The organism is Bradyrhizobium sp. 134, assembly GCF_023074155.1.
Taxonomy (GTDB): domain Bacteria; phylum Pseudomonadota; class Alphaproteobacteria; order Rhizobiales; family Xanthobacteraceae; genus Bradyrhizobium.
Genome location: NZ_JADPKX010000086.1, coordinates 86,847 through 106,955, shown reverse-complemented (window position 1 = coordinate 106,955; position 20,109 = coordinate 86,847). Strand labels below are relative to the sequence as shown.

At 64.9% G+C, this 20,109-nt stretch carries 17 protein-coding genes; 8 read left to right on the top strand and 9 right to left on the bottom strand.

Going from position 1 to position 20,109, the window contains the following annotated elements; genetic code table 11:
* The first annotated feature begins 112 nt into the window (after positions 1-112).
* Complete coding sequence (locus tag IVA75_RS35400) at positions 113-3,589, top strand: indolepyruvate ferredoxin oxidoreductase family protein (RefSeq protein ID WP_247288439.1); 3,477 nt, start codon at positions 113-115, stop codon at positions 3,587-3,589.
* Positions 3,590-3,711: 122 nt separating this feature from the next.
* On the opposite strand, the gene IVA75_RS35395 is transcribed toward IVA75_RS35400, so the two are convergent.
* The 4 genes from IVA75_RS35395 to IVA75_RS35380 all read right to left on the bottom strand — a co-directional run bounded on the left by IVA75_RS35395 (position 3,712) and on the right by IVA75_RS35380 (position 8,665).
* A complete protein-coding gene (locus tag IVA75_RS35395) occupies positions 3,712-5,439 on the bottom strand; it encodes an FAD-dependent oxidoreductase (RefSeq protein ID WP_247288437.1) in 1,728 nt (575 codons plus the stop codon).
* Positions 5,440-5,498: 59 nt separating this feature from the next.
* Positions 5,499-6,518 (bottom strand): trypsin-like peptidase domain-containing protein, encoded by a 1,020-nt coding sequence (locus IVA75_RS35390; RefSeq protein ID WP_247288435.1) that lies wholly within the window; start codon positions 6,516-6,518, stop codon positions 5,499-5,501.
* A 91-nt stretch (positions 6,519-6,609) separates the two neighbouring features.
* Positions 6,610-7,059 carry a gluconate 2-dehydrogenase subunit 3 family protein gene (locus IVA75_RS35385; RefSeq protein ID WP_247288434.1) on the bottom strand — a complete coding sequence of 150 codons (450 nt, stop codon included), beginning with the start codon at positions 7,057-7,059 and terminating at the stop codon, positions 6,610-6,612.
* Positions 7,060-7,066: 7 nt separating this feature from the next.
* Positions 7,067-8,665, bottom strand: a complete 1,599-nt coding sequence (locus tag IVA75_RS35380; RefSeq protein ID WP_247288433.1) for a GMC family oxidoreductase — start codon at positions 8,663-8,665, stop codon at positions 7,067-7,069.
* Between the two features lie 196 nt (positions 8,666-8,861).
* Between IVA75_RS35380 and IVA75_RS35375 the strand changes: the two genes are divergently transcribed.
* A complete protein-coding gene (locus tag IVA75_RS35375; RefSeq protein WP_027568768.1) occupies positions 8,862-9,650 on the top strand; it encodes a thermonuclease family protein in 789 nt (262 codons plus the stop codon).
* Positions 9,651-9,867: 217 nt separating this feature from the next.
* On the opposite strand, the gene cyoD is transcribed toward IVA75_RS35375, so the two are convergent.
* Genes cyoD through IVA75_RS35355 form a run of 4 tightly spaced genes read right to left on the bottom strand, consistent with a single transcriptional unit; the run spans position 9,868 to position 13,718 of the window.
* Positions 9,868-10,257, bottom strand: coding sequence for a cytochrome o ubiquinol oxidase subunit IV (gene cyoD, locus IVA75_RS35370; RefSeq protein ID WP_247288432.1), 390 nt, complete (start codon positions 10,255-10,257; stop codon positions 9,868-9,870).
* The gene (locus IVA75_RS35365; RefSeq protein ID WP_247288431.1) at positions 10,254-10,895 is read right to left on the bottom strand and encodes a cytochrome (ubi)quinol oxidase subunit III; all 642 of its coding nucleotides are present in this window, start codon (positions 10,893-10,895) and stop codon (positions 10,254-10,256) included. The genes cyoD and IVA75_RS35365 overlap by 4 nt, the downstream gene beginning before the upstream one ends.
* Positions 10,895-12,895 carry a cytochrome o ubiquinol oxidase subunit I gene (cyoB, locus tag IVA75_RS35360; RefSeq protein ID WP_247288430.1) on the bottom strand — a complete coding sequence of 667 codons (2,001 nt, stop codon included), beginning with the start codon at positions 12,893-12,895 and terminating at the stop codon, positions 10,895-10,897. The genes IVA75_RS35365 and cyoB overlap by 1 nt, the downstream gene beginning before the upstream one ends.
* Positions 12,885-13,718 (bottom strand): ubiquinol oxidase subunit II, encoded by an 834-nt coding sequence (locus tag IVA75_RS35355; protein WP_027568765.1) that lies wholly within the window; start codon positions 13,716-13,718, stop codon positions 12,885-12,887. Before IVA75_RS35355 ends, cyoB begins: the two co-directional genes overlap by 11 nt.
* A 233-nt stretch (positions 13,719-13,951) precedes the next feature.
* Here IVA75_RS35355 and IVA75_RS35350 point away from each other — a divergent pair, with 233 nt between their 5' ends.
* Genes IVA75_RS35350 through IVA75_RS35335 form a run of 4 tightly spaced genes read left to right on the top strand, consistent with a single transcriptional unit; the run spans position 13,952 to position 16,133 of the window.
* Entirely contained in the window at positions 13,952-14,764 is an 813-nt protein-coding gene (locus tag IVA75_RS35350) for an SDR family oxidoreductase (protein WP_027568764.1), read from the top strand.
* A 14-nt stretch (positions 14,765-14,778) separates the two neighbouring features.
* Positions 14,779-15,048: a carboxymuconolactone decarboxylase family protein gene (locus tag IVA75_RS35345; RefSeq protein WP_247288429.1), complete on the top strand. Its 270-nt coding sequence runs from the start codon at positions 14,779-14,781 to the stop codon at positions 15,046-15,048.
* 13 nt (positions 15,049-15,061) lie between these two features.
* Positions 15,062-15,331, top strand: coding sequence for a hypothetical protein (locus tag IVA75_RS35340; protein WP_247288428.1), 270 nt, complete (start codon positions 15,062-15,064; stop codon positions 15,329-15,331).
* Position 15,332: 1 nt separating this feature from the next.
* Entirely contained in the window at positions 15,333-16,133 is an 801-nt protein-coding gene (locus IVA75_RS35335; protein WP_247288427.1) for an SDR family oxidoreductase, read from the top strand.
* A 172-nt stretch (positions 16,134-16,305) separates the two neighbouring features.
* Here the strand turns inward: IVA75_RS35335 and IVA75_RS35330 are convergent, their stop codons facing one another.
* Positions 16,306-17,646, bottom strand: coding sequence for a sorbosone dehydrogenase family protein (locus tag IVA75_RS35330; protein WP_247288425.1), 1,341 nt, complete (start codon positions 17,644-17,646; stop codon positions 16,306-16,308).
* 235 nt (positions 17,647-17,881) lie between these two features.
* Here IVA75_RS35330 and IVA75_RS35325 point away from each other — a divergent pair, with 235 nt between their 5' ends.
* Both IVA75_RS35325 and IVA75_RS35320 read left to right on the top strand, forming a co-directional pair.
* Positions 17,882-19,072 carry a urate hydroxylase PuuD gene (locus IVA75_RS35325; protein WP_247288424.1) on the top strand — a complete coding sequence of 397 codons (1,191 nt, stop codon included), beginning with the start codon at positions 17,882-17,884 and terminating at the stop codon, positions 19,070-19,072.
* A gap of 145 nt (positions 19,073-19,217) precedes the next feature.
* Positions 19,218-20,075 carry a VOC family protein gene (locus IVA75_RS35320; RefSeq protein ID WP_247288423.1) on the top strand — a complete coding sequence of 286 codons (858 nt, stop codon included), beginning with the start codon at positions 19,218-19,220 and terminating at the stop codon, positions 20,073-20,075.
* Positions 20,076-20,109: the final 34 nt, after the last annotated feature.

Sequence of the window (20,109 nt, the reverse complement as noted above, 5' to 3'; positions counted from 1 at the left end):
GCCTTTGACTGTCACAATTCGCGTCGCGCAGCCGCTCCTCCCTCCCGCAGCGCAAACCCCAAGTCGAATACCAAGTCGAATAAAAGCCGAACAAGAGACGAGGACTTCCGAAATGACGCTGATGCAGGTCGAGCTGGACGACAAATACCGGCTCGAATCGAAGCGGATCTTCCTGTCCGGCACGCAGGCGCTGGTCCGGCTGCCCATGTTGCAGCGCGAACGCGACCGGCTGCAGGGCCTCAACACCGGCGGCTTCATCTCGGGCTATCGCGGCTCCCCGCTCGGCATGTACGACCACGCGCTGTGGCGCGCGAAGGAACATCTCCAGCAGCACGACATCGCCTTCGTCCCCGGCCTGAACGAGGACCTCGCGGCGACCGCCGTCTGGGGCAGCCAGCAGGTCGGCCTGTTTCCCGGCGCCAAGGTCGATGGCGTGTTCGGAATCTGGTACGGCAAGGGCCCCGGCGTCGATCGCTCGGTGGATGCGCTCAAGCATGCGAATGCCGCCGGTACCTCGCTCAATGGCGGCGTGCTCGCGCTTGCCGGCGACGACCACGGCTGCCAATCCTCGACACTGGCGCACCAGAGCGAACAGGTATTTGCAGCGGCGCTGATCCCCGTGATCAACCCGGCGACACTGCAGGATTATCTCGACCTCGGCCTCTACGGTTTTGCGCTGTCGCGCTTCTCCGGCTGCTGGGTCGGCTTCAAGGCGATCAGCGAAACGGTGGAAAGCTCGGCCTCGATCTATAGTGACCCCGAACGCATCCAGATCAAGCTCCCCGACGATTTCGAGATGCCGCCCGGCGGCCTCAACATCCGCTGGCCCGACCCGCCGCTGGACGCCGAGAAGCGCCTGTTCGGCCCCAAGATGGCGGCGGTGCAGGCCTTTGCCCGCGCCAACCAGCTCGACCGCATCGTGCTCGACTCCAGACCGGCACGGCTCGGCATCGTCGCGACTGGCAAGGCTTATCTCGATCTGCGGCAGGCGCTGGCCGATCTGGGCATTACCGACAAGGACGCGCAGGATTTGGGCTTGCGCATCTACAAGGTCGCACTGACCTGGCCACTTGAGGAAAGCGGGGCCAAGCGCTTCGCCGAAGGACTTCAGGACGTGCTGGTCGTCGAGGAGAAGCGCGGCTTCATCGAAGACCAGCTGATGCGCATCCTCTACAATATCGATGCGTCCAGGCGCCCGACCGTGACGGGAAAACGCGACGAGCGCGGCGCGCCGCTATTGCCAAGCGAGGGCGAGCTGACGCCGACTCTCGTTGCATCCGCGCTGGTGGCCCGACTGCGCAAGCTCGGCCACCACAGCCCGGTGCTGGAGCAGCGCCTCGCCCGGCTCGAGGCCTTCGACACTCCTGTTCCGGCCTCCGCGCAAATCAAGCTCGCGCGCACGCCGTTCTTCTGCTCGGGCTGCCCGCACAACACCTCGACGCGCGTGCCCGAGGGCAGCCGCGCCATGGCCGGCATCGGTTGCCACGGCATGGCTTTGAGCATGCCGACCCGCCGCACCGATTTGATCTCGCATATGGGCGCCGAGGGCGTGAACTGGATCGGACAAGCGCCCTTCACCACCGAGAAGCACATCTTCCAGAACCTCGGCGACGGCACCTACACCCATTCCGGACTGCTTGCCCTCCGCGCGGCGTCGGCCGCCGGCATCAGCATCACCTACAAGATCCTCTACAACGACGCCGTCGCGATGACCGGCGGTCAGCCGGCCGAGGGGGCCTTCAACGTCGCCCAGATCGCGCATCAGGTCTGGGCCGAGGGCGTCAAGCGCCTCGCGATCGTCTCGGACGATCCCACCAAATACCCTGACGCCAACTACTTCCCGCAAGGCGCGACCGTCCATCATCGCCGCGATCTCGACGCCGTGCAGCGCGAGCTGCGCGACATCAAGGGCCTTACGGTCATCGTCTACGACCAGACCTGCGCCGCGGAAAAGCGCCGCCGCCGCAAGCGCGGGCTGTATCCGGATCCCGCCAAGCGCGCCTTCATCAACGAGCTCGTTTGCGAAGGCTGCGGCGACTGCTCGCAAGCGTCCAACTGCGTCTCGGTGCAGCCGCTGGAGACCGAGTTCGGCCGCAAGCGCCAGATCGATCAGTCGAACTGCAACAAGGACTTCTCCTGCGTCGAGGGTTTTTGCCCGAGTTTCGTGACCGTGCATGGCGGCACGCTCAAGCGGATCAAGACCTCGGCGGTGGATTCAGGCCAGTTGTTTGCCGACCTGCCGCTGCCACCCGCGCGTGAGCTCGACGCCCCCTACAACATCCTCGTCACCGGCATCGGCGGCACCGGCGTCATCACCATCGGCGCGCTGCTCGGCATGGCCGCCCATGTCGACGGCCGCGGCTGCTCGGCTCTGGATTTCACCGGCCTGTCGCAGAAGAACGGCGCCGTGATGAGCCATGTGCGCATAGCCGCGAAGCCGGAAGACATCTCCGCGGTCCGGATCACCACGGGCGGCGCCGACGTCATTCTCGGCTGCGACATGATCGTCTCGGCAGGTCCCTCCGCGCTCAGCCGCGCCGAACGCGGCGTGACCAAGGCCTATGTCAACGCTGACCTGCAGCCGACCGCGAGCTTCGTGCAAAACCCCGACCTCGATTTCGAGGCGGGCACGATGCAGACGGTGCTGCGGGACGCTGTCGGCGACAAGAACCTCGACATCATCGACGCGACAGGAATTGCCTCGGCGCTGATGGGCGATTCGATCGCGACCAACCCTTTCATGCTCGGCTTCGCCTTCCAGAAGGGCGCGATCCCGTTGTCGTTGGAGGCGCTCTTGCGCGCCATCGAGATCAACGGGGCCGCGATCGAAATGAACAAGCTCGCCTTCAGCTGGGGACGACTCGCCGCCCACGACATGTCGCGGGTGCGGAGCGTGCTGCAATTCAGGAGCCGGGCCTCCGCGCCGACGAAGTCGCTCGACGACATCATCGCGACGCGCGCGGAGTTTTTGACCGGCTATCAGGACAGGGCCTACGCGGACCGCTACCTCGCCGCTGTCGCCAAGGCGCGCAAGGCGGAAGCGGCTGCCTCGCCAGCGTCCACGGAGCTGACCGAGGCTGTCGCGAAAAACCTGTTCAAGCTGATGTCCTACAAGGACGAGTACGAGGTCGCGCGGCTCTACACCGATGGCAGCTTCTCCAAGAAGGTCTCGGAGAAATTCGACGGCGACTTCAAGCTGAAGTTCTATCTGGCCCCGCCGATCTTCGCGCAGCGCGACAAGACCACCGGACATCTCCAGAAGAAGGAATTCGGCGGCTGGATGATCCACGCCTTCCGCGTGCTGGCCAGGCTGAAGTTCCTGCGCGGCGGCGCGTTCGATCCGTTCGGCCGCACCGAGGAACGCCGGACCGAGCGGAAGCTGGTCGCGGATTATCTCGACATGATCGATCAGCGGATCGCCGGGCTGAAAGCGGAGCAGATCCCGCTGCTGGCGAGGCTCGCGCGGCTGCCGGAGACGATCCGCGGCTTCGGCCATATCAAGGAAGCCAATATCAAGCTGGCGGCGACGGAGAAGGCGCGCCTGGAAGCAGAACTAGAGAACAGCCGTTTTGCGGCAGCTGCGGAGTAGCGGTAGGCCCGAACTCTCTCGCCGTCATTGCGAGGAGCCCTTGCGACGAAGCAATCCAGAATCTTTCCGCAGAGACAGTCTGGATTGCTTCGCTGCGCTCGCAATGACTGCAGTGGAGATGGTTAGACCGACGTCGTAGCGGCGATCGGCGCCGCTGCCACACTCCCCTCCGCCAGATGGCGCCCTGCGATGTACCCGAATGTCAGTGCCGGTCCCAACGCGATCCCCGGCCCGGGACAATTGCCGTTCATGATCGAGCCCATGTCGTTGCCGCACGCATAGAGCCCGGCAACCGGCGTGCCGTCCTCGCGCAACACGCGCGCCTGGGCATCCACCTTCAGGCCAATCGCCGTGCCGAGATCGGCCGAATAAATCCGCATCGCAAAGTACGGCGCACAGAGGATGGGCGCGACGCACGGGTTGGGCTTGTGAGCGGCGTCTCCGAGATGGCGTTGATAGATCGTGCTTCCGCGTCCGAATTCGGGATCGCGGCCCTCCTTTGCGCCTTCGTTGTAGCTCGCGATCGTCGCCGGGAGTGTAGACGGCTTGATGCCGATCTTCGCGGCGAGCTGCGCGATATCAGCGGCCTCGACCAACTCCCCGCTCGCCACATAGCGCCGGACACTGCGCGTGAACGGCTTGATGCGGCCAAGGCCGTAGCTCCACAGGAACGGACGGTCGCAGATCAGATAGAACGGCCGGTCCGGTTCGCCGTCGCCATCGCGCAGCATGGCGAGCACGAACTCGTGGTAGGAGAGTGCCTCGTTGACGAAGCGCCGGCCGGCCGCATTGACCGCGATCACGCCGGGCTTGGCGCGGTCGGTCACCATGTGCGGTAAAACGCCGCGGCTTCCATCGGCGCGCCGGAACAGCGAGGCCGGCACCCAACAGGCCGGGCTCGTCGCATCCGTATTGAGCGCTGCGCCGGCTGCACTCGCAAGGCGGAGCCCGTCGCCCGTAGCGGACGTGTGGGTCGCCGAGGTGAATCCGGCCGCGGGCGGGAAGAAGCGTTTTCGCAAGGTCGCGTCGTGCGAAAAGCCGCCGGTCGCCAGCACCACACCACGTCGCGCGGCAATCAGGCGATCGCGCGCGCCATGACGGATAATTACGCCGCCGACGCGCTCGCCCTGCGTCGACAGGCCTTCGACGTCCGCACTAAAGAGGATCTCGACCTGCCGGGCCAGCAGCGAGGCATACAGCCGCGCGGCGAGCGCATTTCCGAGATGCAGCGTCGTGCCGCGCGGGCTGCGCAGGCGCTGCCATGCATACTCCGAAACCAGCCGCGCCGCGCGAAGAGCCGAGCGCAGCGATTTTCCGACCCGCCGCAGATGCGGGATGTCGAGGCGGTTGACCATCATCCCGCCGAACAACGTGAACTCCGGCAGCGGCGCGCGCACCCGCGCGAAATGCGCGCCCAGCTGCGTGCCGTCGAAGACGACCGGCTCGAGCACGCGCCCACCCGGCGTCGCGCCCAATCGCTCCGGATAATAGTCCGGACAGGCCTTGACCGGCTGGAGCCGCACTTGCGTGTTGGCTTGGAGATAGGCGACTGCCTCCGGTCCGCGCGCGAGGAAAGCGGCGCGGAGGCCCGCATTGGCGGGCTCCGGCACCGTGTTCGACAAATATCGCACGGCGTCCGTGACGCTATCGGAGAGCCCCGCCTCTTTCATTTTGGCATTGGCGGGAATCCAGATCATGCCGTCGGACCATGCGGTCGTGCCGCCGACGAAAGCGGTCTTCTCGATCACGAGCACGCGCAGGCCCTCGGCGGCGGCGACGGCCGCAGCCGTCATGCCACCGGCGCCGGCGCCGACGACGATGACATCGTAGGTCTCATGCGCCGGCATCATGCGGCGGGGTTCCCGAAGCGAGGCATGACACCGTCATACCCCGCTTGGGCGCCCACACGCTAGCGGGCCGGCTTGCGCTCGACCGGATCGATATCGATCGCCCGCAGGCGGCCGAACCGCAGCACGTCCATCGCCAGCCGCCGGCCGATCCGGTCGCGATCGAGCACACGGATCAGATCGTCGACGCCGTTGATCTCGACGCCGTCGAGGCCGATCACGACATCGCCGGACAACAGGCCCGCCTTCGCGGCCGGCCCGTCCGGCTCGATCTGCGCCAGCAGCGCGCCCATCTTGTTCTCGACGCCGGCCAGCACCGCGTGCCGCCGCGGGATCGGCGCGGTCTGGCCGGCCACGCCGATATAGGCGCGGCGGACATAGCCGTGGCGGATGATCTCCGATAGCACGAATTGCGCGGTGTTACTGGCGACCGCAAAGCAGATGCCTTGCGCGCCATTGATGATCGCGGTGTTGATGCCGATCACCTCGGCATTCGACGACACCAGCGGCCCGCCCGAATTGCCGGGATTGAGCGCAGCATCAGTCTGGATCACGTCCTCTATGGTGCGGCCACTGACCGAGCGGATCGAGCGCCCGAGCGCCGAGACCACTCCGGCGGTAACGGTCGATTCAAAGCCGAGCGGGTTGCCGATCGCGATCACGAGCTGACCGCGCCGCAAGGTCTTGGAGTTGCCGAGCGCCGCATAGGGCAAGTCCCGCACGCCGTTGGCGCGGAGCAGCGCAAGGTCAGTGTCGGGATCGACGCCGAGCACCCGGGCGTCGCCGACATGGCCCTCGACGTCGCGCAGCCGGATCTCCTTCGACGAGCCGACCACGTGGCTATTGGTGAGCAAGAGTCCGTCCGGCGAGATCACGATGCCCGAGCCGAGCCCGCCGCGCTCGCGGCCGTTCGGCACCTTTGGTCCGGTCTCGACGCGCACGACGGCCGGACCGACGCGGTCGGTCACGTCGATGACGGCATTGGAATAGGCGTCCAGCAGGGCCCGGTCATCGACCGGGACAGCCGTTTCCGTTCGCGATGACGCGGCGTCATCGACGGTATCTGAGGTGAAATCCAGCATGATAGTAGTCCTTGAGGCTCACACAGATGGTGGCCTGCCCCGTGAGGCGCAAGGGACCCGTCCGGGGCGCAAGGCTGGACTGCCCGGGTGGCTAGGGCGCCCGTCGCAGCGTGCCCGCCCTTGCCTTGACCGGATCCAGCAACGACCAGTCGCCATCCGGCAGCACGTAACCCAGGGGGAACGGCGCGCGTAGCTCGAGGCCGAGCGAGCGCAGCACACGGTCGTCGCGGTAGTAGCATTGCAGCACCACGCGGACGAGCGTCGCGGCAGCCGCGCGGCCGGAACTGCGAAACTCCTGCGCCACCGCATCGCGCCTGGCAGCATCGAGCTCGGCCAACGGCTGCCCCGCGAGCCGCGCCAGATGATCGAGCGCCGCCGCCACCAATTTGGCGTCACGCCCCAGCGTCGCCAGCATGTCGGCCTGGATCGCGGGATCGTCGGCGCCGGGCACCTTGTACTCGTCGCTCGCGGGAACGATCATCGCGGCGATAGCGCGGAGGTCGTCGCGCTGGCTGCGTGTCAGTTGATTGTCTGCGGACATGTCGGCCTCAATCGAACAAATTGGCGAGGCGCTGCTTCATCTGGTCGGCGATGTAGAGCGCGAGGGCCTGAATGGTGGACGTCGGGTTGACCCCGCCCGATGTAACGAAGATGCTGCCATCGACGATGAAGAGATTCTTGACGTCGTGCGAGCGGCCCCATTCATTCACGACGGAGCGTTCGGGGTCGGTGCCCATGCGTGCCGTGCCGAGCAGATGCCAGCCGCCCCACGGGATCGGCGAGTTGACGCAGATGTCGCTCGCCCCCGCGGTTTCGAGAATCTCCCGCCCGCGCGCCAGCGCATGCTCCATCATCTTCCGGCTGTTCTCGCTGATCGTGTAGTCGATCTTCGGCGCGGGAATGCCGTGGCCGTCCTTCAAGACCGGATCGAGCGTGACTTGGTTATGCTCCTCCGGCAGGTCCTCGCAGATCGCGGAAAAGCCGAGCCGGTGGCCGTTGAGCTTGCGGAAGATGCGGTGATGATCGGCGCCCCACGGCAGAATGCCCTTCTGCTCGCTGACGACAGCCTCGAACACCGGCCCCGCGCCGCGCACGAACTGAACGCCATAGCCGCGCACGAAGCCGCGCGAGAGGTCCGTGTCATACCATTCCTTGCTCCACAGGCAGGTCGGCGGCGCGCGATTGCTATCGGTCGGCTCTTTTACGTAGCCGTAGATCTGCGCATAAGGATGGAACATCAGGTTCTTGCCGACGAGGCCGGACGAATTGGCAAGCCCGTTCGGAAAGCGATTCGATGCCGAATTCAGCAGCAGCCGCGGCGTGCCGACGCCGTTGCAGGCGATGATGACGACATGCGCCGGCTGGAACTGCTCGACGCCGTCCTTGTCGTAATAGACCACGCCGGTGGCCATGCCGTTCTCGTCGGTGGTGATCTCGCGCACCCGGCAGTGTGTACGCAGCTCGACGCCGGCGCGGACCGCGTGCGGCCAATAGGTGATGTCGGTCGAGGACTTGGCGCCTTGCGCGCAGGCTGGCGTGCAATGGCCGAGATTGATGCAGCGCGCGCGGCCCTCGTAGTCCATGGTCGCGACTGTCGTATCCGACGGCCACCAGTGCCAGCCGAGCTTGTTCATGGTCTTGCCGATGATAGCACCGGACAAGCCCATCGGCTGTTGCGGCATCGGCGGATGCGTCAGCGGTGAGAGCGGATCGCCCGACAGGCCGGACGTGCCCATCATCCGGTCGTTCTCTTCGAAGAACGGGGTCAGCGCGTCGTAGTCGATCGGCCAGTCGTCGGCGACGCCGTCGAGCGTCCTCACCTTGAAATCTGAGGGATGCAGCCGCGGCCAGTGCGCGGTGTACATCACCGTCGAGCCGCCGACCGCATTATAGTTGACGACTTTGATCGGCGAATCGTCGTCGTTGATCGGATAGTCTTCGGGGCGGCCGCGGACGTTGGGGCTCGACGACCACTCGCCGTAGAACTTGGCCTCCCAGTCCCGGCTCGTGCTGGGATATTCCGCCGGGTTCATCCAGCCGCCCTGCTCCAGGCAGAGAATATGCATCTTGGTCTCGGCCAGCGACCACGCCACCGCCGCGCCGGAAGCGCCGGCGCCGATGATCAGGACGTCCACAGGGTCTTTCATCGCAAATTTTTCCTCCCTTCGCCGCTTCCCGGGCGATTCGGCCTCCGCTCCGCAAGGCCCGCGAACGATAGGATCAGAGCTACGGCTGAGTAAAGCCGCGAGGTCGGAATGTCGCACTTCGCGGGGCGCAGACCATTGGTATCGCCACATCCGGATGCTAGGAACAAGGCGCACGAGCCATCGATAGCGAGACCTTATGTCCTTCCGAAAGTCCTTTGCCAGCGCCCGCGCTTTTGCGCTCGTTTCCTTTATTGCCCTGTCCGGATTTCTGGGCACCTCCGGCCCGGCCTCGGCGCTGACCGCCGCCGCGACGGTCCGCGACGGCAACGCCATCCAGCTCGGCGACGTCACCTACCGCCTCGACGGCGTCGACGCACCCGAGCTGGACCAGGTCTGCATCGACGATCACGCCGATCCCTGGACCTGCGGCATCGAGGCCCGCGACCAGCTCGCCAAGCTGATTGGCAAGCGATCGGTGCGTTGCGACGATGTCGGACCGGAAAAGAGTTTTGGCAAGCGGCACCGCGCGATCTGCACGGCCGAAGGCGACAAGACCAGCTTGAACGAGCAGCTCGTCAAGCTCGGCTATGCCATTGCCCGGGAGCCGGTCAAGGCGAACATCAAGTCGGCCGCGGCCGACGCCAAATCAACCTCGGCCGGAATCTGGAAGGGCTGCTTTGTTGCACCGCAGGAATTCCGCGCCGGCAAGAAGGACGGCGCGCTCCTGGGCGCCGCCTGCCGCGCCGACCGCGACAAGGAGATTCGCGCGGTGTTGTTTCCTGAGGATCTGACGATGCCGCCGAGCTGTGGCATCAAGGGCAAGCTTGCGGTCCGCGCGCGCGTGACCGGCAATATCGGCATCTACCATTTACGGGGCTGCCCGAGCTACCCCGCGACCACCAGACCGGACCGCTGGTTCTGCTCGGAGGACGACGCCCAGGCTGCGGGCTTCCGCAAGGCCTACAATTGCCGGCGGCCGAAATAACGAAGCCCATCACGCACCCGTGAGCGGCAACCGGAGACAGTATTCATCCGGAATTGAACTCTATCGGGAGTTGCTGCATTTGTAAGCGTACGCAAGCGCTTTGCGCGAGCGTTTCCTTGGCGGCAATCCGGCTCCGGCCCGATTGCTTTGCTCGGGCGTTTCCTCCCTAGACTTGGGCCGCTTGTCACAACAAGCGGCTCTTCTTTTTTGTGCGCCCTTAGCGGCGCATCGGCATGACCTGATCCATGGCCGGCATGTTCGCATTCAGATGCGCCATGATCCAGACAGTGCCACCGACCACCAGGAAGACCACCAACAGTCCGAAAGCCAGCGCCAGCACGTTGTTGGTGTTATCGGGGCCGGTGGTGATGTGCAGGAAGAACACGAGGTGCACGCCCATCTGCGCGATCGCCAGCACGATCAGCGCGACGGGAATGGAAGGCTGCCAGACCAGATCCGTGCCGGCGATGAAGAACGAGGTCGCCGTCAGCAGCAGCGCCAGAACAAGACCGACCACGTAACCGAGGATGCGCGTGCCGACACTGTGTTGCTCCTCATCGCCCGGCGCAAGGTCATGGCCGGCCGGCATATGCGTCTGATCGCTCATACGCCACTCCCAAGCAAATAGACAACGGAGAAGACTCCGACCCAGACGATGTCAAGCGCATGCCAGAACAGCGCGAAGCACATCATCCGGCGCAGCACGTCGGCACGAAAACCCTTTGCGAAGACCTGGGCCATCATGGTGAGAAGCCACAATATGCCGGCCGAGACGTGGAGGCCGTGGCAGCCGACCAGCGAGAAGAACGAGGTCAGGAAAGCGCTGCGCGATGGGCCATAGCCGCGGGCAACGAGATCAGCGAATTCGCGAAACTCAATGACGAGAAAGATGAGGCCGAGCAAACACGTCACCGCCATCCCGAGATAGAACCAGAACCGGTTGCGCACATCGGCCGCGATGCTCGCCATGCCGCACGTGAAACTCGACAGTAGCAGGCAGACAGTCTCGATCGCGACGTTCCGCTGCTCGAATATCTCCGAACCCCTCGGACCGCCGGCGGTCTGGTCGGCCAGCACCGCATAGGCCGCAAAGAAGCAGGAGAACATCACGATGTCGGAGAGCAGGAAGACCCAGAAGCCATAGGCGGTCACGATGCGCTTCGGCGCCGGGCCGGGATGCTCGATGACGAGCCCGATGTGATGGGGATCGGCGTGCGCACGGCCGGCGGTCGCGGTCATTGACATCAGACTGTCCCCGCCATGCTGACGAGGCTACGCCGCTCCTCGAGGTTGACGCGGTCTATCGCCGCGACCTCCTCGGCCGGAATGACGTATTCGTCATGGTCGCGCCAGGCGAACACGACGAAGGTCGCGAACGCTCCGATACCGCCCAAGATCACCATCCACCAAATGTGCCAGATCAGCGCAAAGCCCATGACCGTGGCGAAGAACGCGCAGACGAACCCGGTCGGCGAGTTCCTGGGCATCTCGATGTCATGATACTCGGGCGCATCATGACCGAGGGATTGCTGCTTGGCATGGGTCTTCAGATCCCAGTAGGCATCCTCGCCGCGCACATCGGGGTTGAAAGCGAAGTTGAAAACCGGCGGCGGCGACGACGTCGCCCATTCCAGCGAACGGCCGTCCCAGGGATCACCGGTGCGGTCGCGCAGGGCTTCGCGGTTGCGGATGCTGACCACGAGCTGCACGATCTGGCAGATCACGCCAATCGTCAGCACGGCCATGCCGACGGCTGCAACCAGCATCCAGGGCCGCCACGCCGCGACGTCATAGTGCTGCATGCGCCGTGTCATGCCGAGCATGCCGGCGACGTAGAGCGGGATGAAGGTGACGTAGAAGCCGAGGAAAGTGAACCAGAACGCGAGCTTGCCCCAGCGGTCGTTGAGGCGAAAGCCGAACGCCTTTGGGAACCAGTACTCAAAGCCGGCGAAGGCTCCGAACAGCACGCCGCCGATGATGACGTTGTGGAAGTGCGCGACCAGGAACATGCTGTTGTGGAGGATGAAATCGGCCGGCGGCACCGCGACCAATACGCCCGTCAATCCGCCGATGATGAAGGTGACCATGAAGCCTATCGACCACAGCATCGGCGTCTCGAAGCGGATGCGGCCGCCATACATCGTGAACAGCCAGTTGTAGATCTTCACCCCGGTCGGTATCGCGATGATCATGCTGGCAATGCCGAAGATAGCGTTGACGTCGGGGCCCGCTCCCATCGTGAAGAAGTGATGCAGCCAGACCATGAAGGAGATGACGCAGATCGCCATGGTCGCCAGCACCATCGAGCGATAGCCAAACAGCGCCTTGCCGGAGAAGGTCGAGACCACCTCGGAGAAGATGCCGAAGGCCGGCAGCACCAGGATGTAGACCTCGGGATGCCCCCAGGCCCAGATCAGATTCATGAACATCATGACATTGCCGCCGGCCTCATTGGTGAAGAAGTGGAAGCCGAGATAGCGGTCGAGCAGCAGCATCGCGAGGGTGGCGGTCAAAATCGGGAAAGCCGCGACGATCAGGAGGTTCGAGGCCAGCGTGGTCCAGCAGAACATCGGCATGCGCAGATAGTTCATGCCCTTGGTGCGCAGCTTCAGCACCGTCGTCACGAGATTGATGCCGGCAACCAACGTGCCGATGCCGGAGATCTGCAGCGACCACGCGTAATAATCGACGCCGACGCCCGGCGAGTAGGACAGCTCCGACAGCGGCGGAAACGCGAGCCAGCCGGTCCGGGCGAACTCGCCGATCACGAGCGAGAGATTGACCAGCAGCGCACCGGTCGCGGTCAGCCAGAAGCCGACCGAATTGAGCGTCGGGAAAGCGACATCTCGTACGCCAAGCTGGAGCGGCACGATGAGATTCATCAGTCCGATCACGAACGGCATCGCCACGAAGAAGATCATGATGGTGCCGTGCGCGGAGAATATCTGATTGTAGTGCTCCGGCGGCAGATAGCCTTGCGACTGGTAGGCCACCGCCTGCTGGATCCGCATCATGATGGCGTCGCTGCCGCCGCGCAGTAGCATCACCGAGGCCAGCAGGATGTACATCACGCCGATCCGCTTGTGGTCGACGCTGGTGATCCACTCGTGCCAGAGATACGGCAGATGCCCCTTCACCACGACCCAGGCCAGAACGGCGAGAATCCCAATCAGCACCACGGCGCCTGCGATCAGCGGGATGGGTTGATCGAACGGAATGGCCGACCAATCGAGCTTACCGAGCATCATGGCCTCCACTGTGCGACCGACCGGCCTCGGATGCGAGCTCCGGACCCGGTCCCGGCGGAATGTGCTGGGTCGCGATCAGATCAAACAGCCTGGGGTCATCCAGCCGGTAGGTCGGCCTGCCCTTTTCGATGCCTTGCTGCATCAGCTTCTTGTAGCTGTCCTCATTGAGGACAGCATCGCTCTTCGCCGTGGTCGCCACCCAATCCGGAAAGGCGAGCGGCGAGACCACGTTGACGTCGAACATCATGTCCGGAAACCCGTCGCCGGAGAAATGTGCCGACAACCCCTGGAGCTTGCCCTCATTGTCGGCGCGCAGGTTCAGCTTCGTCACCATGCCGTTCATGGTGTAGATCATGCTGCCGAGTTGCGGGATGAAGAAGGTGTTCATCACGCTCGAGGACGTCAGCTGGAAATTCAGCTCGGCGCCTGCCGGCACCGTCAGCGTATTGACGGTGGCGATGCGCTGGTCCGGATAGATGAAGAGCCATTTCCAATCGAGCGAGACGGCCTGGATGCGAACCGGGCTGCCGGTGCCGGGCACGGGTGCCGCGGGATCGAGCTGGTGCGAGCCGATCCAGGCGACGCCGCCGAGCAGGATCACGGTGAGCGCGGGGATCGCCCACACCACCATCTCCACCCGCCCGGAATAGACGAAGTCGGGCTGAAACTTTGCTTTGGGATTCGAGGCGCGAAACCAGAATGCAAAGGCCAGGATGGCGATGATGGTCGGCACCACGATCGCGAGCATGATGAAGACGGAATCGACCAGGATGGTGCTGTTGGCCGCAGCCACAGGCCCTTGTGGATCGAGCAGATTCATCGGCAAGCCACTGGCGGTTGGGAAGCCCCGGGACAGAGCCTAGCGCGGGAAAGGCTCCGCAACAAACGCGATCTCGTGAGGTCGGTTCCTAACGGCGCGGGTCGATCGTTCGCCCTTCTCGTGCGGCGACATGCAATTCCATGCGATGTCAATGACATGAAAGCGGGAGCCCGGCCCTTCTCTCCGCTCGGGGCGATTGCTAGAGTGCACGAAAATCATCGGGATGAAACGACATGCAGGGGCCCGAGGACGATCCCGGTCTCGCCGGCAAGGTGGCGCTGGTCAGCGGCGGCGGCGCTGCCGGCGACGGCATCGGCAACGGCCGCGCCGCCGCAATTCTACTGGCTCGCGCCGGCGCCAAAGTGCTGGTGGCCGATCGCGACCTCAAGCTCGCCGAACGCACCGCGGAGATGATCGCAGCCGAAGGCGGCACGGCCGCGGCGCATGGCGGCGACGTCACCAGCGAGAGCGATTGCAGGACGCTGGTCGAAGCCGCGCTCGACCGCTGGGGCCAGCTCGATTTCCTCGACAACAATGTCGGCATCGGCAGCCGCGGCAGCGTGGTCGACGAAGCGCCCGAGCAATATCGCCGCGTCATGCAGGTCAATGTCGAGAGCATGTTCCTGCTCTCCAAGCACGCGATCCCTGCCATGATCAAGACCGCGCGGGGCGGCGCGATCGTCAACATCTCCTCGATCTCGGCGCTGCGGCCGCGCGGCCTGACGACCTATTCGACCTCGAAAGCCGCGATCATCGGCCTGACCCGCGCAATGGCGGTCGATCACGGCCGCGACAACATCCGCGTCAATTGCATCTGCCCCGGGCCGATGTACACGCCGATGGTCTATGGCCGCGGCATGAGCGAACAGGCGCGCGCCCAGCGGGCCAAGGCGTCTTTGCTAAAAACGGAAGGCACCGGCTGGGACGTTGGCCATGCGGTCAAATTCCTGCTCAGCAATTTTGCGCGCTATATCACCGGTCAGGTGCTGGTGGTGGACGGCGGGGTGACGCTGCAAGCGCCCGAACGTGAATCACAAGAACACTGAAAGGAATATCAGGGATGGCTCGCCTGCCCTATCTCGAGGCCGACCAGGTCGCGCCCGAATATCGCGACATGCTCAAGCGCAACACCAATCTGCACAAGCTGCTGGTCAATTCGCCGGAGATGGCGCGCGCCTTCAACGGCATCGGCGGCTACATCCGCTTCAAGAGCAAGCTCGACCCGCGCCTGCGCGAGCTTGCGATCCTCCAGGTCGGCTGGATGGAGAAATCGGAATACGAGTTCACTCACCACGTGAATCGGCAAGGAATTCGGCGTCACCGACGATGACATCGCCGGCCTGATGGCGGAGACCGAGGGCAAGCCCTCGACGCTCGAGCCACAGGCCAAGGCGATCCTGAAAGGTGCCCGCGAGATGGTGCGCGAGCTCGCGATGTCGGATGCGACCTTTGCCGAGATCAAGCAGCATCTCCCGGACGAGCACATGGTCGACCTCGTGCTGACCATCGCCTTCTATTGCGGCGTGGTGCGCGTGCTCGCCACCATGAAGATCGACAACGAGCCATATTACAAAGAGGTACTCCAGCAGTACCCGATCCCGGGAGTGAACTGACATGCGCTTGAAGGACAAGGTTGCGATCGTCGTGGGCGCCGGCCAGAGTCCCGGCGAAGGCATGGGCAACGGCCGCGCCACTGCGCTGACCTTCGCGCGCGAGGGCGCCAAGGTGCTTTGCGTCGATCATCATCTGGAATCGGCGCAGGAAACCGCCGCCATGATCGCCGCGAAGCATGGCTCCGCCGCGGCGTTCAGGGCCGACGTCACAAAATCCGCCGACATCAAGGCGATGGTCGCGGAGGCGCAGGCGCGCTGGGGCCGGATCGACGTGCTGCACAACAATGTCGGCGTAAGCCTGGCCGGCGGCGACGCCGAGCTGCTGCAAATCACCGAGGAGGCGTTCGACCGCGTCGTCGCCATCAATCTGAAGAGCTGCATTTGGGCGGCGAAAGAGGTGATCCCGATCATGCGAGCGCAAAACAGCGGCGCGATCATCAACATCTCCTCGATGGCGGCGATCACGACCTACCCGTACGTCGCCTACAAGGCGACGAAGTCGGCGATGATCGCGTTCACCGAACAGCTCGCCTACCAGAACGCCGAATACGGCATCCGCGCCAACGTCATCCTGCCGGGCCTGATGAACACACCGATGGCCGTCGACACCCGCGCCCGCGAATGGCACAAGACCCGCGCCGAAGTCGAGGCCGAGCGCGACAGCAAGGTGCCGCTGCGCAGGAAGATGGGAACGGGGTGGGACGTCGCGAATGCCGCGCTGTTCCTGGCCTCGGACGAGGCGAATTTCATCACGGGTGTGACGTTGCCGGTGGATGGCGGAGCCAGTGTGAGGCGGGGGTGAGCGCCGCAAGCGCAGTGCGTCTTCCCTTCTCCCCTTGCGGGAGAAGGTGGCGCGAAGCGCCGGATGAGGGGTTCTCTCCGCACACGCACAAGGAGTTCGCCGATAGAACCCCTCACCCGTCTCGCCGCTGCGCGGCGAGCCACCCTCTCCCGCAAGGGGCGAGGGTACACCTTCATCGCGGCACGCTTGTCACCCGCCAGATCGTCCCGTTGCCGTCCTCCGACACCAGCAGCGCCCCATCCTTTGCCACGGCAACACCGACCGGCCGCCCCCACACCTCGGTGTCGCTCACCACGAATCCCGTGACGAAATCCTCGTACTCGCCGGTCGGCTTGCCGTCCTTCATCCGGATGCGGATCACCTTGTAGCCGGTGCGCTTCGACCGGTTCCAGGAGCCGTGCTCGGCCGCGAAAGCATCGCCCTGGTACTCGGACGGAAACTGCGTGCCCTGATAGAAGGTCATGCCGAGCGAGGCCGAGTGCGGCTGCACCAGCACGTCGGGCACCGTCACCTTGTCCTTGAGGTCCGGCCGCGCGCCGGCGTGGCGCGGGTCTTCGTTGCCGCCGACATAGAACCATGGCCAGCCGTAGAACGCGCCCTCCTTCACGCTCGTCACATAGTCAGGCACGAGATCGTCGCCGAGCCCGTCGCGCTCGTTGGTCGAGCACCAGGGCAGCCCGGTCTGCGGCTGGATCGCAAGACCGACACAGTTGCGGATGCCGGTGGCGTAGATCGTCCGCTCCTTGCCCTCGGGGGTGAAGGCGAGCACCGTGGCGCGCTCGGTCTCGCTCGCCCAGGCCGCACCGAGCGGCTGCGCTTTCGACCAGGCTTCCACTCCACCCGGCGGCGTGCCCATGCCCTCGGCGACGTTGCTGAGCGAGCCGACCGACACCAGCATGCGCCTGTTGTCGGGCGTGAAGACGACGTCGCGGGTGGAATGACCGCCGTCATGCGGCAGGCTCGCGACGATCGTCTCCGCCTTGCCACGCGCCTTGAGATCGCCGGCCTGATAGGGAAAGCGGACGACGCTGTCGGTGTTGGCGACATAGACCCATTGCGGATTGTCGCCGTTCGGAAAGAAGGCGATGCCGAACGGCTGCCGCAGTCCGGCAGCGAAGACCTTGTTGGTCGCGGCCTTGCCGCCTTCGCCGGCGCGCAACACGCGGATGGTGCCCGCGCGCGTCTCCGCGGCGAAGACATCGCCGTTCGGCGCCACGCGCACGATGCGCGGAGCGCGCAGACCCTCGGCGAACAGCTCGATCTTGAAGCCGGCCGGGACCTGAAGCGCCCCCTCCGGCGGACGCGGCACCACGCGCGACGAGCTCGCAACCGACCGCGTGGCGCCGGGCCGCACCAGATCCTGCGGCCGGATCAACCTGACCGTGCCAGGCTTGTCGGCCTGCCAATCGCCGTAGGCGTGCTTGCCCTGCAGCACCGGCTCCGCCTGTGCGCAGGTCGCGACCGCGACCAGCCACCCCGCGGACATCGCCACGAACGAAATCCTGTTCCTCACGTCGTTTCCTCCTGGCCGTCACGTCTGGCGCATCAACGCCGATCGACACGCAAGCGTTCTGCGACAGGTCAAATGCCTGCCGAATCCCACGTCAGCTCATGCCCGCACGATGTGCATCAGCCGTAGCCCATCGTACTGGAAAATGCGGCTGATCGGTGCGACACATTGTAAGGGCGAGGCCGCCGGTTGCGGTCATCAAGGCTGCGGCATCGGGGTCGCATCTATTGGGGTGATCATGTGGGGATCCATTATATCGGAATGGGCGAGCCTGCTGCTCCGCTGGCTGCACGTGGTCGCCGCGATCGCCTGGATCGGCAGTTCCTTCTATTTCATCGCCCTCGACCTCAGCCTTAGGCCCCGGTCCGATCTGCCGGACGGCGTGCAAGGCGAGGCCTGGCAAGTCCATGGCGGCGGCTTCTACCGCATCATGAAATATCTGGTCGCGCCCGCCCAGATGCCGGACGAGCTGACCTGGTTCAAATGGGAGGCCTACACCACCTGGCTGTCCGGCTTCGCGCTGATGGTGGTGGTGTATTATCTCGAGGCCGATTTGTTCCTGGTCGACAGGTCGATCCTCGACCTCACGCCATTCCAGGCCGGCCTGTTCAGCCTCTGCAGCCTCGCGCTGGCGTGGCTGCTCTATGAAGGCGCCTGCCGTACCGGGCTCGCGCAGCGCGAGCTGCCCTTCGCCATCGGCGGCTATCTGTTCCTGGTCGCATTGACCTACGCCTTCACCCATGTGCTGAGCGGGCGCGGCGCCTTCAATCAGATCGGGGCGATCATCGGCACCATCATGGTCGCCAACGTCTTCACGCTGATCATCCCGAACCAGAAGAAGATCGTAGCCGCCCTTCTCGCAGGGCAGGCGCCCGATCCAAAGCTCGGCAAGTCAAGCAAGGAGCGCTCGGTTCACAACAACTATCTGACGCTGCCTGTCGTCGTGCTGATGATCAGCAACCACTATCCCCTGCTCTATGCCACCCGCTTCAACTGGATTATCGTCGCCATCATCCTGGCGCTCGGTCCCGTGATCCGTCATTTCTTCAACGAGGGCCATGCCGGACGCAGATCGCCGTGGTGGGTGTGGGGTGTCGCAGCCGTCGGCGTGATCGCGATCCTCTTCCTCTCGGCGGCCGGCCCGCGCGAGGTCAAGACAAGCGCGCTGTCGGCGCAGCCGACGCTTGCCAATGTCGAGGAGATCGTGATGTCCCGCTGTAGCATGTGCCACGCGACCGAGCCGGTCTGGGCCGGCATCGTGACGGCGCCGAAGGGCATATTGCTCGACGCGCCCGAGCACATCCATCGCAACATCCGCCTGATCGGCCGCGTCGCCGCCTGGTCCAATGCGATGCCGCCGGGGAACATCACCGAAATGACCAGCGAGGAGCGCGCCATCCTCGCCGCCTATATCGAGCAGGCGCGCTGACGCCATCGCGCGTCGATATCGCCTTTCGCGGAATGAATTTTCCGCATGTCCCGCCGATTTGAAAATGACTTGACCGCCTATCCGGCGTAGACAGGACTTGCGCCGCCAGCGGCGGTCCAGTCAGTTTGCATGCGGGGAAAGAACAGTGGCTCTCAAGAACGTCATCGGTATCGACCACGCCGTGGTCATGGTTCAGGACCTCGCCAAAGCCGCCGAGAACTACCGGCAGCTCGGCTTCACCATCTCGCCGCGCGGCACTCACAGCGCACATATGGGCACCGGCAACTACACCATCATGTTCGACCCGGATTATATGGAGCTGCTCGGCGTGCTCGCGGCGACCGAGCACAACGCGCCGGCGCGTGCCTTCCTCGACAAGCGCGGCGAAGGCATCGAGCGCATCGCCTTCACCGCGATCGATTCCACCGCCGGCGCGGAGGAGATCCGCGCGCGCGGCCTGGAGCCGATCGGCCCGACCGATTTCGAACGGCCCGTGACGCTGCCTGACGGCACGGTCTCGGCGGCGAAATTCCGCACCTTCATGTGGCCGACCGCGGAAGCGCCCGGCGGCGTGCGCATTTTCGCCTGCCAGCACAAGACGCGCGACACCGTGTGGATTCCCGAGCTGATGAAGCACGCCAATGCGGCCAGGCGGATCAAGCAGACATTGATCGCGACGCCCGAGCCCGCGAAGGAAGCCGCGCATCTGGGACGGCTGATCGACCGCGAGCCGAAGGCCGAGGCCGACGGCGCGGTGACCGTGGCCTCCGGTGGCGATCGTGCCGATTTCGTCTATTTGACGCTGGAGCAGCTCGGCAAACGCTATCCCGGCGTGCCGCTCGCGGGTCTTTCCGAACGCGGTGGCGCTGCCCTGGTGCTCGTGAGCGGCGATCTCGCGGCCACCGAGAAGGCGCTTGGTTCGGCAGCCGTGCGCAGCGGGTCTGCGATCTGCGTGCCGCCGGCCCAGGCGAACGGCACCCTGCTCGCCTTTGTTGCCGGCTGATTTTTAACAAGCGTTTTACCGGGCCGCCCTAGGC

Bases quoted from the DNA above. Each gene is read 5' to 3' on its own strand.
- IVA75_RS35400 (WP_247288439.1), top strand. From the start codon at position 113: ATGACGCTGATGCAGGTCGAGCTGGACGACAAATACCGGCTCGAATCG.
- IVA75_RS35395 (WP_247288437.1), bottom strand. From the start codon at position 5,439: ATGATGCCGGCGCATGAGACCTACGATGTCATCGTCGTCGGCGCCGGC.
- IVA75_RS35390 (WP_247288435.1), bottom strand. From the start codon at position 6,518: ATGCTGGATTTCACCTCAGATACCGTCGATGACGCCGCGTCATCGCGA.
- IVA75_RS35385 (WP_247288434.1), bottom strand. From the start codon at position 7,059: ATGTCCGCAGACAATCAACTGACACGCAGCCAGCGCGACGACCTCCGC.
- IVA75_RS35380 (WP_247288433.1), bottom strand. From the start codon at position 8,665: ATGAAAGACCCTGTGGACGTCCTGATCATCGGCGCCGGCGCTTCCGGC.
- IVA75_RS35375 (WP_027568768.1), top strand. From the start codon at position 8,862: ATGTCCTTCCGAAAGTCCTTTGCCAGCGCCCGCGCTTTTGCGCTCGTT.
- cyoD (WP_247288432.1), bottom strand. From the start codon at position 10,257: ATGAGCGATCAGACGCATATGCCGGCCGGCCATGACCTTGCGCCGGGC.
- IVA75_RS35365 (WP_247288431.1), bottom strand. From the start codon at position 10,895: ATGTCAATGACCGCGACCGCCGGCCGTGCGCACGCCGATCCCCATCAC.
- cyoB (WP_247288430.1), bottom strand. From the start codon at position 12,895: ATGCTCGGTAAGCTCGATTGGTCGGCCATTCCGTTCGATCAACCCATC.
- IVA75_RS35355 (WP_027568765.1), bottom strand. From the start codon at position 13,718: ATGAATCTGCTCGATCCACAAGGGCCTGTGGCTGCGGCCAACAGCACC.
- IVA75_RS35350 (WP_027568764.1), top strand. From the start codon at position 13,952: ATGCAGGGGCCCGAGGACGATCCCGGTCTCGCCGGCAAGGTGGCGCTG.
- IVA75_RS35345 (WP_247288429.1), top strand. From the start codon at position 14,779: ATGGCTCGCCTGCCCTATCTCGAGGCCGACCAGGTCGCGCCCGAATAT.
- IVA75_RS35340 (WP_247288428.1), top strand. From the start codon at position 15,062: ATGGCGGAGACCGAGGGCAAGCCCTCGACGCTCGAGCCACAGGCCAAG.
- IVA75_RS35335 (WP_247288427.1), top strand. From the start codon at position 15,333: ATGCGCTTGAAGGACAAGGTTGCGATCGTCGTGGGCGCCGGCCAGAGT.
- IVA75_RS35325 (WP_247288424.1), top strand. From the start codon at position 17,882: ATGTGGGGATCCATTATATCGGAATGGGCGAGCCTGCTGCTCCGCTGG.